Annotated in this window: 20 protein-coding genes; 8 read left to right on the top strand and 12 right to left on the bottom strand. The window is 58.5% G+C overall.

What is annotated here, in order from left to right; translation table 11 throughout:
- Positions 1–23 precede the first annotated feature (23 nt).
- A complete protein-coding gene (crr, locus tag AC6I79_RS05770) occupies positions 24–527 on the top strand; it encodes a PTS glucose transporter subunit IIA (RefSeq protein WP_010617547.1) in 504 nt (167 codons plus the stop codon).
- A 244-nt stretch (positions 528–771) separates the two neighbouring features.
- Here the strand turns inward: crr and AC6I79_RS05765 are convergent, their stop codons facing one another.
- From AC6I79_RS05765 to AC6I79_RS05720, 10 genes are all read right to left on the bottom strand, one after another.
- Positions 772–2,133 carry an ATP-binding protein gene (locus AC6I79_RS05765; protein ID WP_059011545.1) on the bottom strand — a complete coding sequence of 454 codons (1,362 nt, stop codon included), beginning with the start codon at positions 2,131–2,133 and terminating at the stop codon, positions 772–774.
- Positions 2,130–2,810, bottom strand: coding sequence for a response regulator transcription factor (locus AC6I79_RS05760; RefSeq protein WP_021508079.1), 681 nt, complete (start codon positions 2,808–2,810; stop codon positions 2,130–2,132). Before AC6I79_RS05760 ends, AC6I79_RS05765 begins: the two co-directional genes overlap by 4 nt.
- Before the next feature lie 173 nt (positions 2,811–2,983).
- Positions 2,984–3,868, bottom strand: a complete 885-nt coding sequence (gene cysM / locus AC6I79_RS05755; protein WP_104188616.1) for a cysteine synthase CysM — start codon at positions 3,866–3,868, stop codon at positions 2,984–2,986.
- A 72-nt stretch (positions 3,869–3,940) separates the two neighbouring features.
- Positions 3,941–5,029, bottom strand: a complete 1,089-nt coding sequence (gene cysA / locus AC6I79_RS05750) for a sulfate/thiosulfate ABC transporter ATP-binding protein CysA (protein ID WP_278708105.1) — start codon at positions 5,027–5,029, stop codon at positions 3,941–3,943.
- A complete protein-coding gene (cysW, locus tag AC6I79_RS05745; protein WP_021508076.1) occupies positions 5,019–5,891 on the bottom strand; it encodes a sulfate/thiosulfate ABC transporter permease CysW in 873 nt (290 codons plus the stop codon). Before cysW ends, cysA begins: the two co-directional genes overlap by 11 nt.
- Entirely contained in the window at positions 5,891–6,724 is an 834-nt protein-coding gene (cysT, locus tag AC6I79_RS05740; protein ID WP_021508075.1) for a sulfate/thiosulfate ABC transporter permease CysT, read from the bottom strand. The genes cysW and cysT overlap by 1 nt, the downstream gene beginning before the upstream one ends.
- Positions 6,724–7,740 carry a sulfate ABC transporter substrate-binding protein gene (locus tag AC6I79_RS05735; RefSeq protein WP_058775688.1) on the bottom strand — a complete coding sequence of 339 codons (1,017 nt, stop codon included), beginning with the start codon at positions 7,738–7,740 and terminating at the stop codon, positions 6,724–6,726. The genes cysT and AC6I79_RS05735 overlap by 1 nt, the downstream gene beginning before the upstream one ends.
- 220 nt (positions 7,741–7,960) lie before the next feature.
- Positions 7,961–8,863: a Dyp-type peroxidase gene (locus tag AC6I79_RS05730; protein WP_394521497.1), complete on the bottom strand. Its 903-nt coding sequence runs from the start codon at positions 8,861–8,863 to the stop codon at positions 7,961–7,963.
- A gap of 97 nt (positions 8,864–8,960) precedes the next feature.
- The gene (locus AC6I79_RS05725; protein ID WP_159378603.1) at positions 8,961–9,581 is read right to left on the bottom strand and encodes an RpoE-regulated lipoprotein; all 621 of its coding nucleotides are present in this window, start codon (positions 9,579–9,581) and stop codon (positions 8,961–8,963) included.
- Between the two features lie 113 nt (positions 9,582–9,694).
- Positions 9,695–10,120: a GNAT family acetyltransferase gene (locus tag AC6I79_RS05720; protein WP_021508071.1), complete on the bottom strand. Its 426-nt coding sequence runs from the start codon at positions 10,118–10,120 to the stop codon at positions 9,695–9,697.
- A gap of 209 nt (positions 10,121–10,329) precedes the next feature.
- Between AC6I79_RS05720 and amiA the strand changes: the two genes are divergently transcribed.
- Positions 10,330–11,187: an N-acetylmuramoyl-L-alanine amidase AmiA gene (amiA, locus tag AC6I79_RS05715; protein WP_021508070.1), complete on the top strand. Its 858-nt coding sequence runs from the start codon at positions 10,330–10,332 to the stop codon at positions 11,185–11,187.
- Positions 11,188–11,234: 47 nt separating this feature from the next.
- Positions 11,235–12,155: an oxygen-dependent coproporphyrinogen oxidase gene (gene hemF / locus AC6I79_RS05710; RefSeq protein WP_136547588.1), complete on the top strand. Its 921-nt coding sequence runs from the start codon at positions 11,235–11,237 to the stop codon at positions 12,153–12,155.
- A gap of 72 nt (positions 12,156–12,227) precedes the next feature.
- On the opposite strand, the gene maeB is transcribed toward hemF, so the two are convergent.
- Positions 12,228–14,507, bottom strand: coding sequence for an NADP-dependent oxaloacetate-decarboxylating malate dehydrogenase (maeB, locus tag AC6I79_RS05705; RefSeq protein ID WP_058781769.1), 2,280 nt, complete (start codon positions 14,505–14,507; stop codon positions 12,228–12,230).
- A gap of 352 nt (positions 14,508–14,859) precedes the next feature.
- Between maeB and tal the strand changes: the two genes are divergently transcribed.
- The 3 genes from tal to ampH all read left to right on the top strand — a co-directional run bounded on the left by tal (position 14,860) and on the right by ampH (position 19,203).
- Complete coding sequence (gene tal, locus AC6I79_RS05700; protein WP_021508067.1) at positions 14,860–15,810, top strand: transaldolase; 951 nt, start codon at positions 14,860–14,862, stop codon at positions 15,808–15,810.
- 69 nt (positions 15,811–15,879) lie between these two features.
- Complete coding sequence (tkt, locus tag AC6I79_RS05695; RefSeq protein ID WP_159378605.1) at positions 15,880–17,889, top strand: transketolase; 2,010 nt, start codon at positions 15,880–15,882, stop codon at positions 17,887–17,889.
- Between the two features lie 144 nt (positions 17,890–18,033).
- Positions 18,034–19,203 carry a D-alanyl-D-alanine-carboxypeptidase/endopeptidase AmpH gene (gene ampH, locus AC6I79_RS05690; RefSeq protein ID WP_031279806.1) on the top strand — a complete coding sequence of 390 codons (1,170 nt, stop codon included), beginning with the start codon at positions 18,034–18,036 and terminating at the stop codon, positions 19,201–19,203.
- Between the two features lie 192 nt (positions 19,204–19,395).
- On the opposite strand, the gene AC6I79_RS05685 is transcribed toward ampH, so the two are convergent.
- Positions 19,396–20,445, bottom strand: a complete 1,050-nt coding sequence (locus AC6I79_RS05685; RefSeq protein ID WP_031279805.1) for a DUF1176 domain-containing protein — start codon at positions 20,443–20,445, stop codon at positions 19,396–19,398.
- A 492-nt stretch (positions 20,446–20,937) separates the two neighbouring features.
- Between AC6I79_RS05685 and AC6I79_RS05680 the strand changes: the two genes are divergently transcribed.
- The gene (locus AC6I79_RS05680; RefSeq protein ID WP_021508063.1) at positions 20,938–21,768 is read left to right on the top strand and encodes a DeoR/GlpR family DNA-binding transcription regulator; all 831 of its coding nucleotides are present in this window, start codon (positions 20,938–20,940) and stop codon (positions 21,766–21,768) included.
- A gap of 12 nt (positions 21,769–21,780) precedes the next feature.
- Positions 21,781–22,764, top strand: a complete 984-nt coding sequence (locus AC6I79_RS05675; RefSeq protein ID WP_058758342.1) for a substrate-binding domain-containing protein — start codon at positions 21,781–21,783, stop codon at positions 22,762–22,764.
- The last annotated feature ends 1 nt before the right edge of the window (position 22,765 follow it).

Here is a 22,765-nt window from a genome sequence, read left to right as displayed (position 1 = left end):
AAATTACTGCTTAGGAGAAGATCATGGGTTTGTTTTCTAAACTTTTTGGCGATAAATCAGAGAGCGCGTCAGGGACTATCGATATCGTTGCGCCTCTGTCAGGCGAAATCGTGAATATCGAAGACGTACCTGATGTGGTATTCGCAGAGAAAATCGTCGGTGATGGTATCGCCATCAAACCTACTGGCAACAAAATGGTTGCACCAGTGGATGGTACTATCGGCAAGATTTTCGAAACCAACCACGCGTTTTCTATCGAGTCTGATAACGGCATCGAACTGTTCGTGCACTTCGGTATCGACACGGTAGAACTGAAAGGTGAAGGCTTCAAACGCATCGCTGAAGAAGGCCAGAAAGTGAAAAAAGGCGATGTGGTAATCGAGTTTGATCTGCCGCTGCTGGAAGAGAAAGCCAAATCCACGCTGACCCCGGTCGTGATCTCGAATATGGATGAGATCAAAGACCTGGTGAAACTCTCCGGTCAGGTTACCGTGGGCGAAACGCCGGTTATCCGCATCAGGAAGTAAACCGCGCTGATTGCGTGAAAACGGCACCCAATGGGTGCCGTTTTTGTTTGTTTCACACGTTGATGAAAGATTTGCAGGCGAGCGCTTCTGGCAAAGCGCACCGTGCCTGTTTGAGGGCGGGACGACCGGGCAGAGGAGCAAAGCGTCCCGCGCCATGGATGGCGCGGGCCGAGGCCCAGGGACGGTTTATGCCGTCTTTGCGATCTGTCCGGTCGTCCTGACCGCCTGCGCCTGACGTGATGATTTACGCCTGCTTCCAGCGCGGCAGCCGCAGCGTCACTTCCAGCCCGCCTTCCGGACGATTCACCGCCTGAACTTCGCCGTGATGTGCCAGAACCACTTTGCGCACGATCGACAGCCCCAGCCCGTAGCCTTTGCCCATTAGCGGTGAATTCACCCGAACGAACGGATCGAAGATACTCGACAGCTTCTCATCATCCACGCCCGGCCCCTGATCGCGCACGCGAATCGCCAGCCACTGATTTTCCGCCTGCAACTGCACGCTGATATGCTGCCCCTGATGCGAGAAACGCAGCGCGTTGCGCAGCACATTCTCCACGCCGCGGCGGATCAGCTCAGCATTACCGCGCACGGTGTAATCCGCGTTCTCATCCACCAGAAAATCTACGCGCACACCGGGGATCTGCGCTTCGTAGCGCACATCGGTTACCACCGCATGCAGCAGGCCGGTCAGGTCAAAATACTGCTCGCCAGGCATGCTCTCATGTTCAGCGCGCGACAGCGTCAGCAGTTCGCCGATCATCTTATCCAGACGGCGCGCCTCCTCGTCGATGCGGTTCAGTGAGGAGGCTACCGACTCCGGCGTCTGGCGCGCCAGACCGGTGGCTAACTGCAGGCGCGCCAGCGGTGAGCGCAGCTCGTGGGAGATATCGTGCAGCAGCTCCTCGCGCGCTTTCACCAGCGTATCCAGCCGCTCCACCATCGCATCAAAATCCTGAGCCACAATCGACAGCTCATCATGGCGGCGGCGCATTACCGGATAGAGCCGCACCGACAAATCACCGCGCGACACGCGGGCAAACCCCTCGCGCAGCTGACGCATTGGCCGCGTCAGGTTCCACGCCAGCAGCAGACTGAACAGCAGCCCCAGCGCGCCGGCAAAGGTAAACATCGGCTCGGGGATATTCAGAATACGACGCGGGCCTCCGCCGCCCATTGAACTGTCTTCGCGCAGCCCTTTTACGTCATAGCGCAGTTCATACTCTTTACCGTCAGCGCCCTTCACCCAGCGCACAATCACCTGCGGAAACGGCCCGTGAAACGGCTGATTAAAGGTCTCCGGCGGCGCATTGTCCGGCGTAGTGGCCGGTCTCGCGTGCTGAATCACCGAGAAAAACTGACGATCGTTCGGCTCCCAGTCGGCCATCATATCGTCGAGCGAGCTGGGGCCGCCGCGCTCCAGTACCGACACCGCCGAAGCCATTTGCAGATTAACGATCCGACGCACCGCCACAATCTCCGGCGGCTCGTGACGGTTTCCTGACAAGGTAAAGCCCAGCCACAGCAGCTGGCTGATAATCACAAACACAATCCAGAAGCCCAGCAGGATCTTCCAGAACATGCGGCCACGGTAGCTGTGTTTCATCGAATGCGATAACCAATGCTGCGCACGGTTTCAATATTCACGCTGTCTGCGGTCAGCGCAGCCAGCTTCTGGCGGATGTTGCTGATGTGCACATCCACGCTGCGATCGTAAGCTTCACGCGGTCGGCCCAGCCCCTTCTCCGACAGCTCATCTTTGGACACCACGCGGTCCGGTGCGCGCAGCAGCAAATCCAGCAGATTGAACTCCGACGCGGTGAGATCAAAAGCTTTGCCCTGCCACTCCGTGATACGCGTGGCCGGGTTCAGGCTGAGATCGCCCCAGCGCAGGACCTCTTTCTTATCCGGCACCGGTGCCTGATCTTCAAAGCGACGCAGCACCGCGCGCAGACGCGCCACCAGCTCGCGCGGATAGCAGGGTTTGGGCACGTAGTCGTCCGCGCCCATCTCCAGGCCGATAACGCGGTCGATATTGTCGCCCTTCGCCGTCAGCATAATCACCGGCAGGCGGCTGTTCTGCCGCACCTGACGCAGCACATCAATACCGCTCATATCCGGCAGCATGATGTCGAGAATCATCGCGGTGTAGTGTCCGGATAACGCCCCTTCTATCCCGGCGCTGCCGGTCAGCACCAGCTGGGTTTCAAAACCTTCGGCAATCAGGTACTGGCTCAGCATGGTGCCAAGCTCAACATCGTCATCAACAAGCAGGATTTTCATCTTTTTCTCTCGTACAAAATTGCCGCTATTTTGTCCTGAGTGCCGCGGGAAAGCAGCCGGTTTTACGCGATCCTTACAGTGACCGCGTCAGAACATGCTTAGGGAGACTATAGACAAAAATGGCCCGTACGCCGCGTCACAGAGCGCACGAAGCCAGAAACAGGCGGGGGGAACTAGCGGTGAAAAACACCGGTGGAAAGATAGCGATCGCCGCGATCGCAGACAATGGCGACAACCACACTGCCCGGCTGCGCCGTCGCGATGCGCAATGCGCCAGCCACTGACCCACCTGAACTGACGCCGCAGAAAATGCCTTCGCGCTGCGCCAGCGCGCGCATGGTCTCTTCTGCCTCCTGCTGCGCCATATCTATCACTTCATCCACCAGTTCCGGACGATAAATCCCCGGCAGATAGGCCGCCGGCCAGCGACGAATACCGGGAATACTGCTGCCCTCCTGCGGCTGCAATCCAATCACTTTCACCGCCGGGGCAAACTCTTTCAGATAGCGCCCGACGCCGCTGATGGTGCCGGTGGTGCCCATGCTGGAGACAAAATGCGTCATACGACCGTGGCTTTGCTGCCAGATCTCCGGACCGGTGGTGAGATAATGGCCGAGCGGGTTGTCGGGATTATTAAACTGATCCAGCACTTTGCCTTCACCGCGCTGCGCCATGGCCTGCGCCAGATCGCGTGCGCCCTCCATGCCCTGCTCGCGTGTCACCAAAACCAGCTCAGCCCCGTAGGCGCGCATCGCATCCTGACGCTCCTGACTCATGTTCTCCGGCATCAGCAGGCGTAACCGGTAGCCTTTCAGCGCGGCAATCATCGCCAGCGCAATGCCGGTATTGCCGCTGGTGGCCTCAATCAGGGTGTCGCCGGGCTGGATTTCACCCCGCAACTCAGCGTGGTGGATCATCGACCAGGCCGCGCGATCTTTCACCGAACCTGCCGGATTGTTGCCTTCCAGCTTGAGCCAGATTTCGCTGCCGTTATCCGGCGTCAGGCGCTGCAACTTAATCAGCGGCGTGTTGCCGATGGTGTTTTCCAGAGTGGTCACGGTGTCATTCCAGCCGAAAGGAGTACAAATAAATCGGGCGGGAAAATCCCGCCCGAAGGAGTGACAAAAATATCAGGCGCTTTCGGCAAAGGCAACCGGGCGCAGCGGCGTGGTGCCCTGATAGATACGTGCCTGTTGCAGACCAACAAACAGCCGTTCGCCGCGGATCGGCGCCGTCTGTTCACCGGCAAACACTACCGAGATTGGCTCGCTCTGCCAGCCGACGGGCTGAACCACCAGCTGCCAGAAGTGGCCACGCGGACTGACCTCCAGCACCTGTACCGGCAACGGCGTCTCCAGGCTACTCTGGCGTGACACGTCAACTTCCCACGGACGCAGGAACAGCTCCACGTCGCCCTGATGCGCTGGCGTATAGCCCAGCGGCCAGCGATGCGCGCCCACATGGAACTGCGAGCCGTGCACTTCGCCGTCAAAGCGGTTCACTTCGCCGAGGAACTCCAGCACGAAGCGGGTCGCGGGTTCGCGCCACACGTCATCCGGTGCGCCCACCTGCTCAATATTGCCCTGACTCATTACCACCACGCTATCCGCCACTTCCATCGCTTCTTCCTGGTCGTGGGTCACAAACACGCTGGTAAATTTCAGCTCTTCATGCAGCTGACGCAGCCAGCGGCGCAGCTCTTTACGTACCTGGGCATCCAGCGCGCCAAAGGGTTCGTCCAGCAGCAGAATCTGCGGCTCAACCGCCAGCGCACGCGCCAGCGCCACGCGCTGTTTCTGTCCACCGGAGAGCTGTGCCGGGTAGCGGTTGGCCAGATGTGCCAGCTGTACCATCTCCAGCAGGCGGGTAACGCGCTGCTTAATTTCGGCGCTGTTCGGACGCTCGCGGCGCGGCAGCACCGTCAGGCCAAAGGCGATGTTGTCGAACACCGTCATATGGCGGAACAGCGCATAGTGCTGAAACACAAAGCCGACCTGACGATCGCGCGCGTGCGTGCGGCTGACGTCTTTGCCATGAAAATGGATCTGCCCGCTGTTCTGGTGCTCCAGCCCGGCGATAATGCGCAGCAGCGTGGTTTTACCGGAACCGGACGGTCCGAGCAGCGCCACCATCTTGCCGGAAGGAATATCCAGAGAGATATCGTTCAGCACCGGCGTGCCGCCAAATGCTTTATTAATGTGTTTAATCTCAATGCTCATGATTTTCCTCCTGTTGGCGCTTCTGCTGATGCTCTAATCGCCACTGCACCACGCTTTTCAGAAACAGCGTCACAATTGCCATCAGGGTCAGCAGCGCGGCGGCGGTAAAAGCGCCCACGGTGTTGTAATCCTGATGCAGTAATTCAACCTGTAAAGGTAAGGTATAGGTTTCGCCGCGAATCGAGCCGGACACTACCGATACCGCACCAAATTCGCCGATGGCGCGCGCGTTGGTAAGCACCACGCCGTACAGCAGCGCCCAGCGGATATTTGGCAGCGTCACGCGGCGGAACATCTGCCAGCCAGACGCGCCCAGCAGCACGGCGGCTTCATCTTCATGGCTGCCCTGGCTCAGCATCACCGGCACCAGCTCGCGCACCACAAACGGACAGGTGACGAAAATCGTTGCCAGCACCATACCCGGCCAGGCAAACATCACCTGGATGTTGTGCGCATCAAGCCAGCCGCCAGCCGGGCCGTTCACGCCCCAGAACAGCAGATACATCAGACCAGCCACCACCGGCGACACGGCAAACGGAATATCGAACAGGGTCAGCAGCAGCTGGCGACCGGGGAAAGTGAAGCGCGTCACCAGCCAGGCCAGCAGCGTGCCGAACACCAGGTTAACCGGCACGGTAATCAGCGCCACCAGCACCGTCAGCCAGATAGCATGCAGCATGTCACCATCCTGCAGGTTGCTAAAGGCCTTGCCGATGCCCTGCCCCAGCGCCTCCCAGAAGATGGAGACCATCGGCACCACCAGCAGGCCAATCGATACCAGCACGCCAATGCCGATCAGCAGCCATTTGCCCCAGTTCACCGGCTGACGCTCGGCATGATTGATCTGTGAAATCTCAGCCATCAGTGACCTCCCAGACGGCGGCCAAAGCGGCTCTGCAGGGTGTTAATCGCAAACAGCAGCAGCAACGACGCCGCGAGGATCACCGAAGCGATGGCGCTGGCAGCCGGATAATCAAACTCCTGCAGGCGAACAAAAATCATCAGCGAGGTCACTTCAGTTTTCCAGGCGATGTTACCGGCGATAAAGATCACCGCGCCAAATTCACCGAGGCTGCGGGTAAACGACAGCGCGGTCCCGGCCAGCAGCGCCGGCGCGACTTCCGGCAGCACTACGCGCCGGAAACTCTGCCACGGCGTGGCACCGAGGGTTTCCGCCGCTTCCTCATACTCCGGGCCTAACTCTTCCAGCACCGGCTGCACGGTACGCACCACAAACGGAATGCTGGTGAAAGCCATCGCCACCGCGATACCGAGCCAGGTGTAAGACACTTTGATATCAAAATGTGCCAGCCACTGACCGTACCAGCCGTTAACCGAAAACAGCCCGGCCAGCGTCAGGCCGGCCACCGCCGTCGGCAGCGCAAACGGCAGGTCCATCAGGCCATCCAGCAGCGTACGGCCGGGAAAGCGATAGCGGGTCAGAATCCACGCCATCAGCATGCCAAACACCGCGTTAAACAGCGAGGCCACGCCCGCTGACAGCAGCGTAACTTTATACGCCGCCACCAGCTGCGGATTGCTGATCACCTGCCAGTACTGCGCCAGCGTCATCTGCGACAGCTGCATGATCAGCGCGCTGATCGGCAGCAGCAGAATCAGGCAGGTAAACAGCAGGCTGGTGCCAAGGCTGAGACCAAAACCGGGCAGAACGCGTTTCTGTGCAGAAGCCAACATCAGCCGCGCCCCGCTGCCAGTAATTTATCCAGCTCACCGCCGCTGGCGAAATGGGTTTTCATCACCTGTGGCCAGCCGCCAAACGCGTCATTAACATTGAACAGCGCAGTCTGCGGGAAGCGATCTTTCTGCTCCGCCATCAGCTGCGGGTTGTTCACGCGATAGTAAAAGCCGGTGATGATTTTCTGTGCCTGCGGCGTGTAGAGGTAGTTAAGATAGGCTTTCGCCGCTTCCGCCGTGCCATTGTGTTCGACGTTTTTATCGACCCACGCGACCGGGAATTCAGCAAGAATGTTGGTTTTCGGCACAATCACTTCGTATTGGTCTTTGCCGTACTGGTTACGGATATTGTTCACTTCCGATTCAAAGCTGATCAGCACATCACCCAGCCCGCGCTCGGCAAAAGTGGTGGTGGCACCACGGCCGCCGGTATCAAACACTTCGACGTTTTTCAGGAACTTCGTCATAAACGCTTCGGTTTTGGCCTGATCTTTGCCGTCCGCCTGGTCGGCTGCGCCCCACGCGGCCAGATAGGTGTAACGGCCGTTACCGGAGGTTTTCGGATTCGGGAAAATCAGTTTCACGTTATCGCGCGCCAGATCGGCCCAGTCGTGAATCTGCTTTGGATTCCCCTTGCGCACCAGGAACGCCATGGTGGAATAAAACGGTGAGCTGCTGTTAGGCAGACGGCTCTGCCAGTCGGCCGGGATCAGGTTGCCTTTGTCGTGCAGCACCTGCACATCGGTCACCTGGTTGTACGTGACAACATCAGCACGCAGCCCCTGCAGAATGGCCAGCGCCTGTTTTGAGGAGCCCGCATGTGACTGCTTAATGGTCAGCTTGTCGTCAGGGTGCGCCGCGTCCCACTGCTGTTCAAACGGCGCATTCAGGGCAACAAACAGTTCACGTGACACATCGTAAGAGCTATTGAGCAGCTCTGTTGCCTGTGCCGCGCCCGCTAAACTCAGCGACAGCGCTATACCGCCAAGCCATTTTTTCGAAACCGAACGTGTCATGCTGCACCCTGAGAAATGGAGTTCGAGCCTATGCCATTAGATGCTGTCAGTGTATTTATAACTCTGGCGAAAGCTGTAACGGTTTTATATATCGTTTAGGGATTTCAAAGTCTAAAAAGGCATAAGCCAGCGGCAGAGTTTATGCGCAGGGCGGGATTAACTGAGCCGCGTCAAGCGGGGATGAGGTGCGCACGGCGGCGCACCGGTAAAACACGATGGATTAACGTGACAGCGCCTGCAGCGCCGTCAGCGAAGGGGCAAAGAAGTAGCTGCCGCTCACCGGTTTGGTGAACCGTAACATGGCATCCATCTTACCGTCGCGCTCGCCAAACATGCTCAGCAGCTGCTGCTCGATGTTATACAGGCGATGACAGTACGAAATAAAATAGAGGCCATGGCGACCGCTGACGGTGCCGTACGGCAGGCTCTGGCGCAGAATCTTCAGGCCTTTGCCCGCTTCTTTCAAATCCACGCGGCTCAGGTGCGACGTCGCTGGCCGCTGATCGCCCGGCAGCTCTTCATTGTCCTGTTTGGTGCGGCCAATAATCGCTTCCTGCTTATCAATCGCCAGCCGGTTGAACTGCGGCAGGTTATGCTCCCAGCGCTGGGTAAACACATAGCTGCCGCCGGCATCCGGGCCGTCAGCAATGATCGCCACCTGCTGGCGCGCCTCGCCCTGCGGGTTTTCGGTGCCATCAACAAAACCGGAAAGATCGCGATCCTCGACCCAGCGGAAACCGTGCGTCTCTTCTTCAATGGCGACCGCGCCGGCAAACGCCGTCAGCGCCGCCTGCGCCAGCGAAAAGTTCACGTCGTGACGCAGCGACTGAATATGGATCAACAGATCGCGCTGGGTCGCCGGTGCCGCACCTTTGCCGAGCGGCGTGAAAGCTTTGAGTTCGGGAGCTGAGTCGGTGCCCTGCAGATCGCGCCACAGCGCATCACCAAAGGCGATGACCGCACCGAGACCGGCGTCCGGGAATTGCTGCTGTAGCGCAGCCAGCTGTTGCAGAAAGGCGTGGCAACCCTGACGCAGCGCAGCGAGGTCGCCGGTGGCGCGGGCTTCCAGCCAAATGGCGAAACGGCGGTGCTCCAGCAGGATCCCGCTCTGAAACTGAGACATGACAATGCTCTCCGGCATAAAAGTTAACGGCGTTTTTTCGCCGGTATCATACCGGAAAGCCCTGCGCAGAAGATGCGTTAACGCAATTTTTCGCCAGTTAACGCTGCCAGACGATCTTACTGATTTTCCAGCTTTTTAACGTATCATCTGACGGCATCAGCCCGGTCGGACCGTGCCACTCGCCGCTGTAGATATAGGCGATATGCTGACTACCCGGCGCGCGGCACTCAACATCGCGCACATCCAGCCCGGCAACCATTTTGCAGTTATCAAACGCTTTGCTGAATTTATCGCTGAACGCATCACCGATTTTACTGCCGTCGGCGCTGCGCGCGTCGCTATCGAGCACTTCAATGCGCTCGACGCTGCGCTGGCCATTGATCACCAGCTTAACCTTACCGTCATCCAGCGCCTGCCAGAAATCCACCACCTGCCCGTTCTGCGTGCGCATACCCTGACGCAGCTGATAATCATTGTTCAGCGCGGCGCTAATGGTGGACTCCGACATTGCCGTGTTGCTGTTCAGCCCGGCGACGCCCTGCTCGGTGACAGTGAGCGAACTGCCAAACCAGCTAAACGGATTGAGCGCCGACCAGTGATAGCTGAGCGGATTGTACCAGTGACTTTCGCTGGTGCTGGCAGGGGAAGAGGAACCGGAACTGGCGCAACCGGCCAGCACCAGGGCGCTGACCAGCAGGGCGGGACGAACAACTTTCATGCAAACTCCTTTCTTTTGTGCCGACTGGCGTGCCTGTTGGAGTCGCAAACCGGCAAAAAGTTTATTCGCTTTGCTGCATGGCGGGCAGAAACCCGGCCGCGCGACGCGTGGAATCAGTATTCACGGTCTTCAATCAGGCGTTTGCCCAGCAGCAGCGAGTCGACCGGCTCGTAATCCAGCTTCTCGTAGAAAGCCACCACCTGATCGTTCTCTTCGCGCACCATCAGATGGATTTTCGGGCAGCCGCGCGCAATCAGCTTTTTCTCCAGCCGGTTCATCAGCGCATTGGCAAATCCCCGGCCCTGATAATCAGGATGCACCGCCAGATAGTAGGCGGAGCCGCGATGGCCATCGTAGCCGCCCATCAGCGTGCCCACGACCTCGCCGCCTACCTCAGCCACCAGAAACAGCTCCGGGTCATGGTTCATTTTGCGTTCGATGTCGAGTTCCGGATCGTTCCACGGCCGTAACAGATCGCAACGCTCCCAGAGCGTAATGACTTCTTCAAAATCTTCCTGGCGGAAGGAGCGGATTTCCATCGGCGTTACCCTGCAATGAGGCACAATTCGCTGATTATCACGCATTCTTTGCCAGGCGCAACCCTCGCAGGGCGCAACGGCTGAAAAAAACGGCTAAATAGCGATTCGCGGCCTGAAATACAAAGTAATGTCCTGAAATGGTTCGGCAGTCGCCGCCGGACGGCGCTTAGGCTATAACACGGGGCAGGTTTACTCTCAGGGACATGTTAATGAACAAGATTTCACTGTTGCGGCGCCTGACCAATCGCCGCCAGCTGATCCTCTCCGGCCTGGCGCTGGCGGTGCTGTCGCCGCGCGCGGTCCAGGCGCAGGAAACGCGCGCGGCAGTGCCCGTCAGCGCACGCCATACACCGCCGAAACCGGCCACCAGCGGCAAGCGCATTGTGATGATCGATCCCGGTCACGGCGGCATTGATTCTGGCGCGGTGGGTCAGGAAGGCTCAGAAGAGAAGCACATCGTACTGGAGATCGCCAACACCGTGCGTACGCTGCTGCAGAACCACCCGAAGGTGGAAGTGCGGCTGACGCGCGACAGCGACCACTTCATTCCGCTCTACCAGCGCGTGGAGATTGCGCATCAGCACGGCGCCAACCTGTTTATGTCGATTCACGCCGACGGCTACACCAGCCCGGAAGCTAACGGTGCGTCGGTGTTTGCCCTCTCCAATCGCGGTGCCAGCAGCGCCATGGCGCGCTATATGTCGCAGCGCGAAAACGACGCCGATAAAGTGGGCGGCGCGGCGGTACAGGAAAAAGATAATTACCTTAACCAGATCCTGTTCGACCTGGTGCAGACCGATACCATTCGCAACAGCCTGACGCTGGGTAAACACGTGCTGGACCAGATTCGTCCGGTGCATCACCTGCACAGCCAGCACACCGAGCAGGCGGCGTTCGCGGTGCTAAAATCCCCGTCCATTCCGTCGGTGCTGGTGGAAACCTCGTTTATCACCAACCCGCGTGAAGAACAGCTGTTGGGCACCACGGCGTTTCGCCAGAAAATTGCCCGGGCGATTGCCGACGGTATCGTCAATTACTTTGATGAGTACGATCGTCGCCAGGCCTGATAGCGTTTTGTGCTAGAATCGCGGCAAATTTTTGCAATGAGTGAGCCATGAGCAATCCCGATATTTCGCGCGTCAAAGCCTATCTGCTGGCGCTGCAGGATGATATTTGCGCCGGTCTGGCGGCGGAAGACGGCAGCGCCAGCTTTGCCGAAGACACCTGGCAACGCCCCGGCGGCGGCGGTGGACGCAGCCGCGTGCTGCGTAATGGCAAGGTGTTCGAGCAGGCTGGGGTTAATTTCTCCCATGTGTATGGCGAGCAGATGCCCGCCTCAGCCACCGCGCACCGCCCGGAGCTGGCGGGCCGCAGCTTCGAAGCGATGGGCGTGTCGCTGGTGGTACACCCGGAAAATCCGTATGTGCCAACCAGCCACGCCAACGTGCGCTTTTTCATTGCCGAAAAGCCGGGCGCCGATCCGGTCTGGTGGTTTGGTGGCGGTTTCGATCTCACCCCTTATTACGGTTTCACAGAAGATGCCCGGCACTGGCATCAGACCGCGTTCGATCTGTGCCAGCCGTTTGGCGACGACGTCTATGCGCGCTACAAAAAGTGGTGTGACGACTACTTCTACCTGAAACACCGCAACGAGCAGCGCGGCATTGGCGGCCTGTTTTTTGATGATTTGAATACGCCGGATTTTGACCACTGCTTTGATTTCATGCAGGCGGTCGGCAACGGTTTCATGCAGGCCTATCAGCCGATTGTGGCAAAGCGTAAACAGGTGGCATGGGGCGAGCGCGAGCGTCAGTTCCAGCTTTACCGCCGGGGCCGCTACGTTGAGTTCAATCTGGTGTGGGATCGCGGCACGCTGTTCGGATTGCAGACCGGCGGTCGCACCGAATCGATTCTGATGTCGATGCCGCCGCTGGTGCGCTGGGAATATGATTATCAACCCGCCGACGACTCCCCGGAAGCCGCGCTGACCCGCGATTTCCTGCCGGTGCAGGATTGGCTGGGGCTGGAAAAATAAGCCAGGTGCGCATTCATGCGCATCCTGCTAAATAACCCGATAAAACGCGCCCCCGTGGGGTCGCCCTGCCGCTTACAACGGCTCGGTCTGCGCCTCCACCACCGCCAGCGCCACCATGTTAACAATGCGTCGCACCGAGGCGATGCGCGTCAGCACATGCACCGGCTTGCGGATGCCCATCAGCACCGGCCCCACCGTCACCCCTTCCGAACAGGACACGCGCAGCAGGTTGTAGCTGATGCGTGCGGCCTCAACGTTCGGCATGATCAGCAGATTGGCGGTACCTTTCAGCGGGCTGTCCGGCATCAGCTCGCGACGAATACTCTCCACCAGCGCTGCATCGCCGTGCATCTCGCCATCAATTTCCAGTTCCGGTGCTCGCTGCTGAATCAGCGCCAGCGCCTCACGCATCTTCCGCGCGCCGGGGGCGTTCGAAGTGCCGAAACTGGAGTGCGACAGCAGCGCCACGCGCGGTTCGATGCCGAAACGCCGCACGGTTTCTGCCGCCAGCAGCGTGATATCCGCCAGCTGCTCAGCGCTGGGATCCTCATTCACATAAGTATCGGCAATAAACGTGTTGCCGCTCGGCAGCAGCAGCGCGTTCATCGCCCCGGCGACCTTGACGTCATCGCGGAAGCCAAACACCTTCTCCACCACGTCATAATGTTCACGGTAGTCGCCGATGGTACCGCAAATCATCGCGTCCGCTTCGCCGCGATGCACCATGATGGCGCCGATCAGCGTGGGATTGCCAATCACCGCGCGCTGGGCGGTTTCCGGCGTGACGCCGCGCCGCTTCATCAGCTGATAATATTCATTCCAGTACTCCTTAAAGCGCGGGTCGGACTCGTTGTTCACGATCTCAAAATCACGCCCGGCCTCGATTTTCAGCCCCTGCTTTTGCAAACGCATGGCAATCACGTTGGGACGACCAATCAGGATCGGCTTCGCCAGCCCGAGCGACACCAGCTCCTGAGTGGCGTGCAGCACCCGCACCTCTTCGCCTTCCGCCAGCACCACGCGCTGCGGCGCTTTACGCGCCTGCGAGAAGATCGGCTTCATGAACAGATTGGTTTTATACACGAACTCGGTGAGCTGCTCGCGGTAGGCGTCAAAGTCAGCAATCGGTCGCGTCGCCACGCCGGAATCCATCGCCGCTCTGGCAACGGCCGGAGCTATCTGCACAATCAAACGCGGATCGAACGGTTTGGGAATCAGGTATTCCGGGCCAAAGCTCAGATCCTGATCGTCGTAAGCGGACGCCACCACGTCGCTCTGTTCCGCCTGCGCCAGGGCGGCAATCGCATGTACCGCCGCCAGCTTCATCTCTTCGTTGATGGCGGTGGCACCGACGTCCAGCGCGCCGCGGAAGATGAACGGGAAGCACAGCACGTTATTCACCTGGTTGGGGAAATCCGAGCGCCCGGTGCAGATAATCGCATCCGGCCGCACCTGCTTCGCCAGCGGCGGCATGATCTCCGGCTCCGGATTGGCCAGCGCCAGAATCAGCGGATTTGGCGCCATCTTCTGCACCATCGCTGGCGTCAGCGCTTTCGGACCGGAGCAGCCGAGAAAAATATCCGCGCCGCCAATCACCTCATCCAGCGTGCGCGCCCCGCTGTCTTCCACGGCATAGGCGGCTTTGGTCGGCGTCATGTCCGCTTCGCGATCGCGGTAAATCACGCCTTTTGAATCACACACCACGATATTTTTCTGCTGCATGCCAAGCGCCACCAGCAGATTGAGGCAGGCAATGGCTGACGCGCCAGCGCCCGACACCACCAGCCGCACGTCGGCAATCGCCTTATTCACGATAGTCAGGCCGTTAAGCACTGCCGCGGTACAGATGATGGCGGTGCCGTGCTGATCGTCATGAAACACTGGGATCTGCATGCGCTGCCGCAGCTGCTGCTCAATGTAAAAACACTCCGGCGCTTTAATGTCCTCAAGGTTGATGCCGCCGAACGTCGGCTCCAGCGCGGCGATCACCTCAATCAGCTTGTCCGGATCGTGCTCGTCGATTTCGATGTCGAACACATCAATGCCGGCAAACTTTTTGAACAGCACGCCCTTGCCTTCCATCACTGGCTTGCCGGCCAGCGCGCCAATATTACCGAGCCCCAGCACCGCCGTGCCGTTGGAGATCACCGCCACCAGATTGCCGCGCGCGGTGTATTTGTGCGCGGCCAGCGGATCGGCGGCAATTTCCAGACAGGGTGCCGCCACACCGGGGGAATAGGCCAGTGCCAGATCGCGCTGCGTCGCCAGCGGCTTAGTGGGTGACACCTGAATTTTTCCGGGGGTGGGATATTGGTGAAAATCGAGCGCGCTTTGCTTGAGTTGATCGTCCATCAGACATCCTTTTGCACGGCTGAAAAGCCCTCAGTATAAGAACGCGCGGCGCAAAAGAGGGTGAAGGCGCTCAAAGAACGCACAGTCGCCAGGGCACGGATTGCCACGGCTTCGCCTGCGGCTTTGGGACAGCCTGCTATGCTTAAGGGTGGCAAAACGCTGAGCTGAACCGATCAGGCAGGCCTGACTATCAGAAACGCGCCCCGACGTCACAATCAGAGAAAACGCATTTTCTTCATCCGGCGTCTGTTGCACTGTGTGGAACCTCCCTTCCCCGATAAGGGCGCACCTAAGACGATGACTGCCCGGGTGCCTGTTTTGCCCACATTATTGCTAATCAAGGAGTTAAGCGATGAACCAGCTAGATGCATTAAAACAGTTCACCACCGTGGTGGCGGACAGCGGCGATATCGAATCCATTCGCCATTACCATCCGGAAGATGCCACCACTAACCCATCCCTGATCCTCAAAGCTGCCGGCCTCGACGCTTACAAACACCTGATTGATGACGCCATTGAGTACGCGAAAAAACAGGGCGGCAGCAAAGAGACGCAAATCATCAACGCCAGCGATAAAGTGGCGATCAACCTCGGTATGGAAATTCTGAAAAGCGTACCGGGCCGTGTTTCGACCGAAGTGGATGCGCGCCTCTCTTTCGATCGTGGCATGTGTGTGACCAAAGCGGAGAAACTGGTCCGCCTGTATGAAGAGAACGGCATCGACCGCTCACGTATTCTGATCAAACTGGCGTCCACCTGGGAAGGCATCAAAGCGGCGGAAGAGCTGGAGAAGAACGGCATCAACTGTAACCTGACGCTGCTGTTCTCCTTCGCCCAGGCGCGCGCCTGTGCCGAAGCCGGCGTGTTCCTGATTTCGCCGTTTGTCGGCCGAATCTACGACTGGTACAACACGCGCAAACCGCTCGATCCGTATGTGGTCGACGAAGATCCGGGCGTTAAATCGGTGCGTCGTATTTACGACTACTACAAAAAGCACCGTTACAACACCGTCATCATGGGTGCCAGCTTCCGTAAAGTGGAGCAGATTGTGGCGCTGGCCGGCTGCGATCGCCTGACCATCTCCCCGAACCTGCTGGAAGAGCTGGCCAACAGCGAAGCGCCGGTGGAGCGCAAACTGGAGCCATCAACCGAGGGCTTCCACCAGCCGGCACCGCTCTCCGAAGCGGAGTTCCGCTGGGAGCATAACCAGGATGCGATGGCGGTGGAGAAACTGTCCGACGGTATCCGCCAGTTTGCCGTTGACCAGCAGAAGCTGGAAGACGTGCTGGCCGCCCGCCTGTAATCCTGACCTCACCTTCTGCCGGACGGGTCGCGGCCCGTCCGCTTTTGCCCAATCACAAGGGAGAACCCTATGTCTTCACGCAGAGAGTTGGCTAACGCGATCCGCGCCCTGAGCATGGATGCGGTACAGAAAGCAAATTCCGGCCACCCAGGTATGCCGATGGGCATGGCTGACATCGCCGAGGTGCTGTGGCGCGACTTCCTGAAGCACAACCCGACCAACCCGGCTTGGGCGGATCGCGATCGCTTCATTCTGTCTAACGGGCATGGCTCGATGCTGCTGTATAGCCTGCTGCATCTCACCGGCTATGATCTGCCGCTGGAAGAGCTGAAAAACTTCCGCCAGCTGCACTCAAAAACGCCGGGCCACCCGGAAATTGGCTACACGCCGGGCGTTGAAACCACCACCGGCCCGCTCGGCCAGGGGCTGGCCAACGCCGTCGGTCTGGCGATTGCCGAGCGCACGCTGGCGGCCCAGTTCAACCAGCCGGGCCACGATATCGTCGACCACTTTACCTATGTATTTATGGGCGACGGCTGTCTGATGGAAGGCATCTCGCACGAAGTCTGTTCGCTGGCCGGCACGCTGGGCCTCGGCAAACTGATTGGCTTCTACGATCACAACGGTATCTCCATAGACGGCGAAACCGAAGGCTGGTTCACCGACGACACCCACAAGCGTTTTGAAGCTTATAACTGGCACGTGGTGGGCAGCGCCGAAGGCATCGACGGCCACGATCCGGACGCCATCGCGGCGGCCATCAAAGAAGCGCAAAGCGTCACCGACAAGCCTTCGCTGATCATCTGCCGTACGGTAATCGGCTTTGGCTCGCCAAACAAAGCCGGCAAAGAGGAGTCGCACGGGGCCGCGCTGGGCGAAGAAGAAGTGGCGCTGACGCGTAAACAGCTCGGCTGGAATTACGGTCCGTTTGAGATCCCGCAGGATATTTATCAGCAGTGGGATGCCAGAGAAGCCGGGGCCGCGCAGGAGCAATCCTGGGAAGAGAAGTTCACGGCTTATCAGCAGGCACATCCGCAGCTGGCGGACGAATTCAGCCGCCGCCTGAAGGGCGAAATGCCGGCTGACTGGGAAAACAAAACCAGCCAGTTCATTCGCGATCTGCAGGCTAACCCGCAGAAGATCGCCAGCCGTAAAGCCTCACAGAACACGCTGGAAGCCTTCGGTAAACTGCTGCCGGAGTTCCTCGGCGGTTCCGCCGACCTCGCACCCAGCAACCTCACCATCTGGTCCGGTTCGAAGCCGATCAAAGAGGATCACGCCGGTAACTACATTCATTACGGCGTACGCGAATTTGGCATGACGGCGATTGCCAACGGTATCGCGCATCACGGTGGCTTTGTGCCTTATACCGCCACCTTCCTGATGTTCGTGGAATACGCGCGTAACGCAGCGCGCATGGCCGCCCTGATGAAAGCGCGCCAGATTATGGTCTACACCCACGACTCAATTGGTCTGGGCGAAGATGGCCCGACGCACCAGCCGGTTGAACAGCTGGCCAGCCTGCGCGTGACGCCAAACTTCAGCACCTGGCGACCGTGCGATCAGGTCGAGACCGCCGTGGCGTGGAAAGCGGCGATTGAGCGCCATCACGGTCCGACCGCGCTGATTCTGTCGCGTCAGAACCTGCTGCAGCCGGAGCGCAGCGCGCAACAGGTTGAGAACATCGCGCGCGGCGGCTACATCCTCAAGGATTGTGACGGCACGCCGGACGTCATCCTGATTGCCACCGGTTCTGAAGTGGAGATCACGCTGGGCGCCGAAGCGAAACTCACTGCCGACGGCCACAAGGTGCGCGTGGTGTCGCTGCCGAGCACTGACGTGTTTGATAAACAGGACGTGGCCTATCGTGAATCGGTGCTGCCTTCCACCGTGCGCGCGCGCGTGGCGGTTGAAGCCGGTATTGCCGACTACTGGTACAAATACGTCGGCATCGACGGCAAAATTGTCGGCATGACCACCTTCGGCGAATCCGCGCCAGCCGGCAAGCTGTTCCCGGCCTTTGGCTTTACCGTCGAGAACGTGGTGAGCCACGCCGAATCGCTGCTTAAGCCTGCCTGAGTGTCTGGCCCTTTCCCGCTACCGGGAGAGGGCCGTTTTATTTCACAGCCTGATACAGAAAAAAATCCGCCCCGCCCCCTTCCCGCTTTGCGCAAACTGATTACTATAGGTTTTCCTCCGATTCCTATAGCGGACGCTTTCCCGTTGAAAAAACGTACTCCTTTTTTACTGGCCTTAATGGTTGCCGTGCTGCCCTTTACCAGCGCGGCGCAGGTATCACCCGATCCGCTGCTGGCCTCGCAGATTGTCGATCGTTATGCCGAACACATCTTCTATGGCAGCGGTGCGACCGGCATGGCGCTGGTGGCGATTGACGGTAATCAGCGCGTGTTCGCCAGCTTTGGCGAAACCCGTCCCGGCAATAATGTGCGCCCACAGCAGGACTCACTGATCCGTATCGCCTCGCTGAGCAAACTGATGACCAGCGAAGTAATGGTGAAGATGGCCGAGCGCGGCCAGATTCGTCTTGACGATCCGCTGAGCAAATACGCGCCGCCAGGTGCCCGCGTACCGACTTACAACGGCCAGCCGATTCGGCTGATCAATCTCGCCACCCACACCAGCAGCCTGCCGCGCGAGCAGCCCGGCGGCAAACCGCATCGTCCGGTGTTTGTCTGGCCAACCAAAGCGGATCGCTGGCAGTGGCTGCGTGGCGCGCAGCTAAAAGCCGCGCCGGGCACGCAGGCGGCTTACTCCAACCTCGCCTTCGATCTGCTGGGCGACGCGCTGGCTAAAGCCGCCGGTATGCCTTATCCGGCCCTACTGCAGCAGCTGGTAACGCGTCCGCTCGGCATGAAGGACACCACTTTCACGCCATCACCGGACCAGTGCCAGCGCCTGATGATTGCCGAAAAAGGGGCCAGCCCGTGCAATAACACGCTGGCAGCCATCGGCAGCGGCGGCGTGTATTCCACGCCGGACGATATGGGACGCTGGATGCAGCAGTTTCTCAACTCGGCGGTGAATCACCGCACGCCGCAGATCGATCGGCTGCAAACGCTGATTTATCGCCGCGACCAGCTGACCAAAGTGGAAGGCATGGACGTGCCAGGACGCGCCGACGCGCTGGGCATGGGCTGGGTTTACATGGCACCGAAGGCGGGCCATCCGGGCATCATTCAGAAAACCGGCGGCGGCGGCGGCTTCATCACCTACATGGCGATGGTGCCACAGCACAACGTCGGCGTATTTGTGGTGGTGACGCGCTCGCCGCTCACCCGCTTCACCCCGATGAGCGATGGCGTCAACAACATGCTGGCTGAGCTGGTGGGCAACCAGACGGGCTCACCGATGATGATCGGTAATATTCGCTAAATCTTTGATAATTAATTTTAATTAATTGCAGTAAGAGAGTGAGATATAGCGAGCAGTTACTGCGAACCCTCCCCTAAATCATTCGTGCTGCAGGAAGGCGGCAAGGATGGGCATCCCCGGGAGCTTACTCAGGTAAGTGACCGGGGTGAACAGCCGCAGCCAACGCCCCTGCAGTGCGAAGGATGACGGGGATTACTGAGTGACCCAGAGGGTGGGCCAGTCATCACTACTATGCCAGGCATCACAAGTCTTCTCCTCCGCATACTCCGCCAGCACGAAAGCATTACCATCAAACTGCCAGCGTGTGGCCACACCGCAGTCGCCCAGACCGCGCCCTTTGCTGAAGGTATACAGCTGGCCGTTACTGGCATCGAACTCGGCGTTCACCAGCTCCAGCTGATTATCAGTGCGCGACGGCGGGGTAAACGGCAGGTTGAGCGTGATGCCGCGCGATACATACGGCTGGCTGCGTGTGACTTCAAACGCCAGATCGATCACGTTGTAGGCGCCGGTTTCGCAGCTTATCAGCAGCAGCGCTTTGCTGTCGGTGAGTGGCGCAACGCTGACTTCCCGCCGCAGCGGATCGAGCGAGCAGTTATCGGTATTGACGCGCCAGGTTCCGTAATCGATCAGGCCGGTGGTTTCCTGCTGCGTCAGCGGCGCGGGTGCGGGCATTGGTGCCGGCAGCTGTGGAATTGAGGGCGGCGGTGGCACATCCCACTGGACGCGATCACCGCGCTTTACCCAGGCGCTGGCACCGTTAACCCGCCCCTGTACGTCATCCATCAGCAGCAGCGCCGCTTTCATACCGCGCAACGGAATACTGGCGCTGGCTTTATAGGTGAGCTGTAAATTGCTGGCATCCAGCGTCTGGGCGAGAAATTCGTCGATGGCGATGGCGTTGCTGGTGGCCAGATGATGCGGCTCCACCGTCCAGTGTTTGAGGTCGGGATTGAGGCGGCGCTGGTCGAGCAGCAGGTTGTCTTTTAGCGCCGCGCCCGGCAATGCACCGCTATAGGCGCTGCCGTAATCAATGCGCAGCAGTGGCCGATCGTTGACCCCGGCGTGACGCGAAATCGTCATTACCAGGCCATTATCGCCAGGAAAACTGCGTGCCACGCAGAACGCTGCGTTGTTGCAGGTGATCTGCCAGTCGGAAAACGACTTTTGCAGCGGCTCGGCCTGTACGCTGGCGATCAGCAGAAAGGGCAATAAAAGCAGCGACTTCATCCAATACGACATGAAAAAAAACGATCCCCGATTCCTGGAAAGAAAATGATAGCGCAATGCATGCGCGGTCATCAGGCCGAAACTGTGAAGTGGCCTGAAAAGCGAAGTTAACTGCTGAAAAAGCCGTCGCCTTATGGGCGATCTGTGTGGAATAGCGCAACAGCTCCATCATCCGGTGCGGCTGATTTCTGCTCAATCGGATTCGTCGGACAATTTTTACCCCCTTCACAAAACGGTCAAATACACACAAACGGTCATAAGCGGTCATGCTAAGGTGCGGGCACGGCGTCACTGCGGTGCGCGGTCTCTCTCATTCCCGCGCGTAATAACGCGCATTTATGTGAATGCGATCACTCAAATTTGAAATAAAGAGATCTCATTTACATAAAAACCTTAATACAAATCACCCTAACGTTGCCGGACCTTTTGAGCGCTGCGGACTCGTGCCCAGCCCACATTTTCACATTCCGGCATCCAGTAATTTATAGCCATCGGAGGGAAGTCATGTTGCCGATTGAAAGACAGCAGCGAATTATTGACGAGCTTAATTTAAATGGTCGGGTCATTGTCGCTGAATTAGTCACGCTGTGTCAGGTTTCTCAGGAAACCATTCGCCGTGATTTAACGCAGCTGGAGAAACGTGGCGTATTACAGCGCAGTCACGGTGGTGCAGTACCAGCCAAACGACAGGCCGCCAACATTCAGGGAAATACACGCGGTATTAACGAGTATGAATTATCTTTTCGCCAGCGCATGAATGAAAACGTCGAGGCCAAGATGGCGATAGCCAAACGGGCACTCGATTTTATCAGCCCCGGTGATTGTTTATTACTCGACAGTAGTACCACCTGCTGGTATCTGGCACGACAGCTACCGGATATTGAATTAACGGTGTTAACCAATTCTATCAGAATCGTCCAGACCCTTGCAGCGCGCGGCAGTATCCGCACCATCTGCCTGGGTGGCGAATATTCTGACCGTTATGAAGATTTCCACGGCGTCGTCGCAGAGCAGCCGCTACGGGAATTTCAGATCAATAAGATCTTTTTTTCCTGCAGCAGTCTGGGAAATGACGGTTATTTACGCGAAGGTAACGAAAACAACGCCCATTTAAAACAGCAAATGTTGTTAGCGGCAGAAAGAAAACATCTGCTGCTGGACGGCAGTAAATTTCTGCGCCCCTCATTCGCGCGTATTTGTCATTACCGCGATGTGGATTTTCTCATCACTGACCAATTAAAAGACAAAGAGCTGGAACAAGAACTGGCGTGGAACGGCGTCAATATTATTGATTGCTCGCAACGCAGCCATTCGATGCAGCTAATAAAAAATTAATCCGGAGTCTTTATGAAAAAACATCTTATCGCCTGTTCTCTGCTTGCCCTGTTTGCCGCCGCTGGCGCGCAGGCCGCTGACAAAATACGCATGGGCATCGTGGTAAAAATTGGCGGTATTCCGTGGTTCAACGCCATGGAAGCGGGCATCAAAAGTGAAGCGGCAAAACGCGGCATCGACGCGTGGATGGTCGGGCCAACCGCCGCTGACCCGGCGCTGCAGGTGCGCGCGATTGAAGATTTGATTGCGCAGAAGGTCGACATCATCGGCGTGGTGCCAAACGACCCGAAAGTGCTTGAGCCAGTGCTGAAGCGCGCGCGTGAAGCCGGGATCATGGTGATTACTCACGAATCGCCCGGCCAGAAAGACGCCAACTGGGATTTCGAGCTGGTCGATGCGCCGACCCACGGCATCAACCATATGAAAGCGCTGGCGAAATGCATGCATGAAGAAGGCAAATACGCCATGTATGTTGGCAGCCTGACGGTGCCACTGCATCAGGAGTGGACCGACGCCGCGCTCAACTACCAGAAACAGCACTATCCGAAGATGCAGCTGGTGACCGACAAATTCGGCGTCGGCGAATCGCTGGATGACTCCATCCGCACCACCAACGAGCTGATGTCTAAGTACCCGGATCTGAAAGGCATTATGGCGTTTGGTTCACAAGGGCCGATTGGCGCCGGCCGCGCGGTCATGAACCGCAACAAGATCGATCAGGTGTGCGTCATCGGCGCCTTCAGCCCGGGCCAGGGCGCGTCGCTGGTACAGCGCGGTGCCATCAAGGGCGGTTATATCTGGAATCCGCAGACCGCCGGTGAAGTATTTGTGCGTATCGCCGACATGATGGAGAAGAAAGAGCCAATCACCGACGGCATGACCATTGAAGGGCTGGGCAAAGTGAAGGTGGACGAGGCGACGCACACCATTCTCGGTAACAACACCGAAAGTCTCGATAAAGAGAACCTGCCAAAACTGGTGAAAATGGGGCTGTAAC

It is taken from the genome of gamma proteobacterium symbiont of Scutellera amethystina (genome assembly GCF_059730845.1).
Note: the sequence above shows the minus strand (reverse complement) of the source record. Positions and strands in the feature narration are given on the sequence as shown.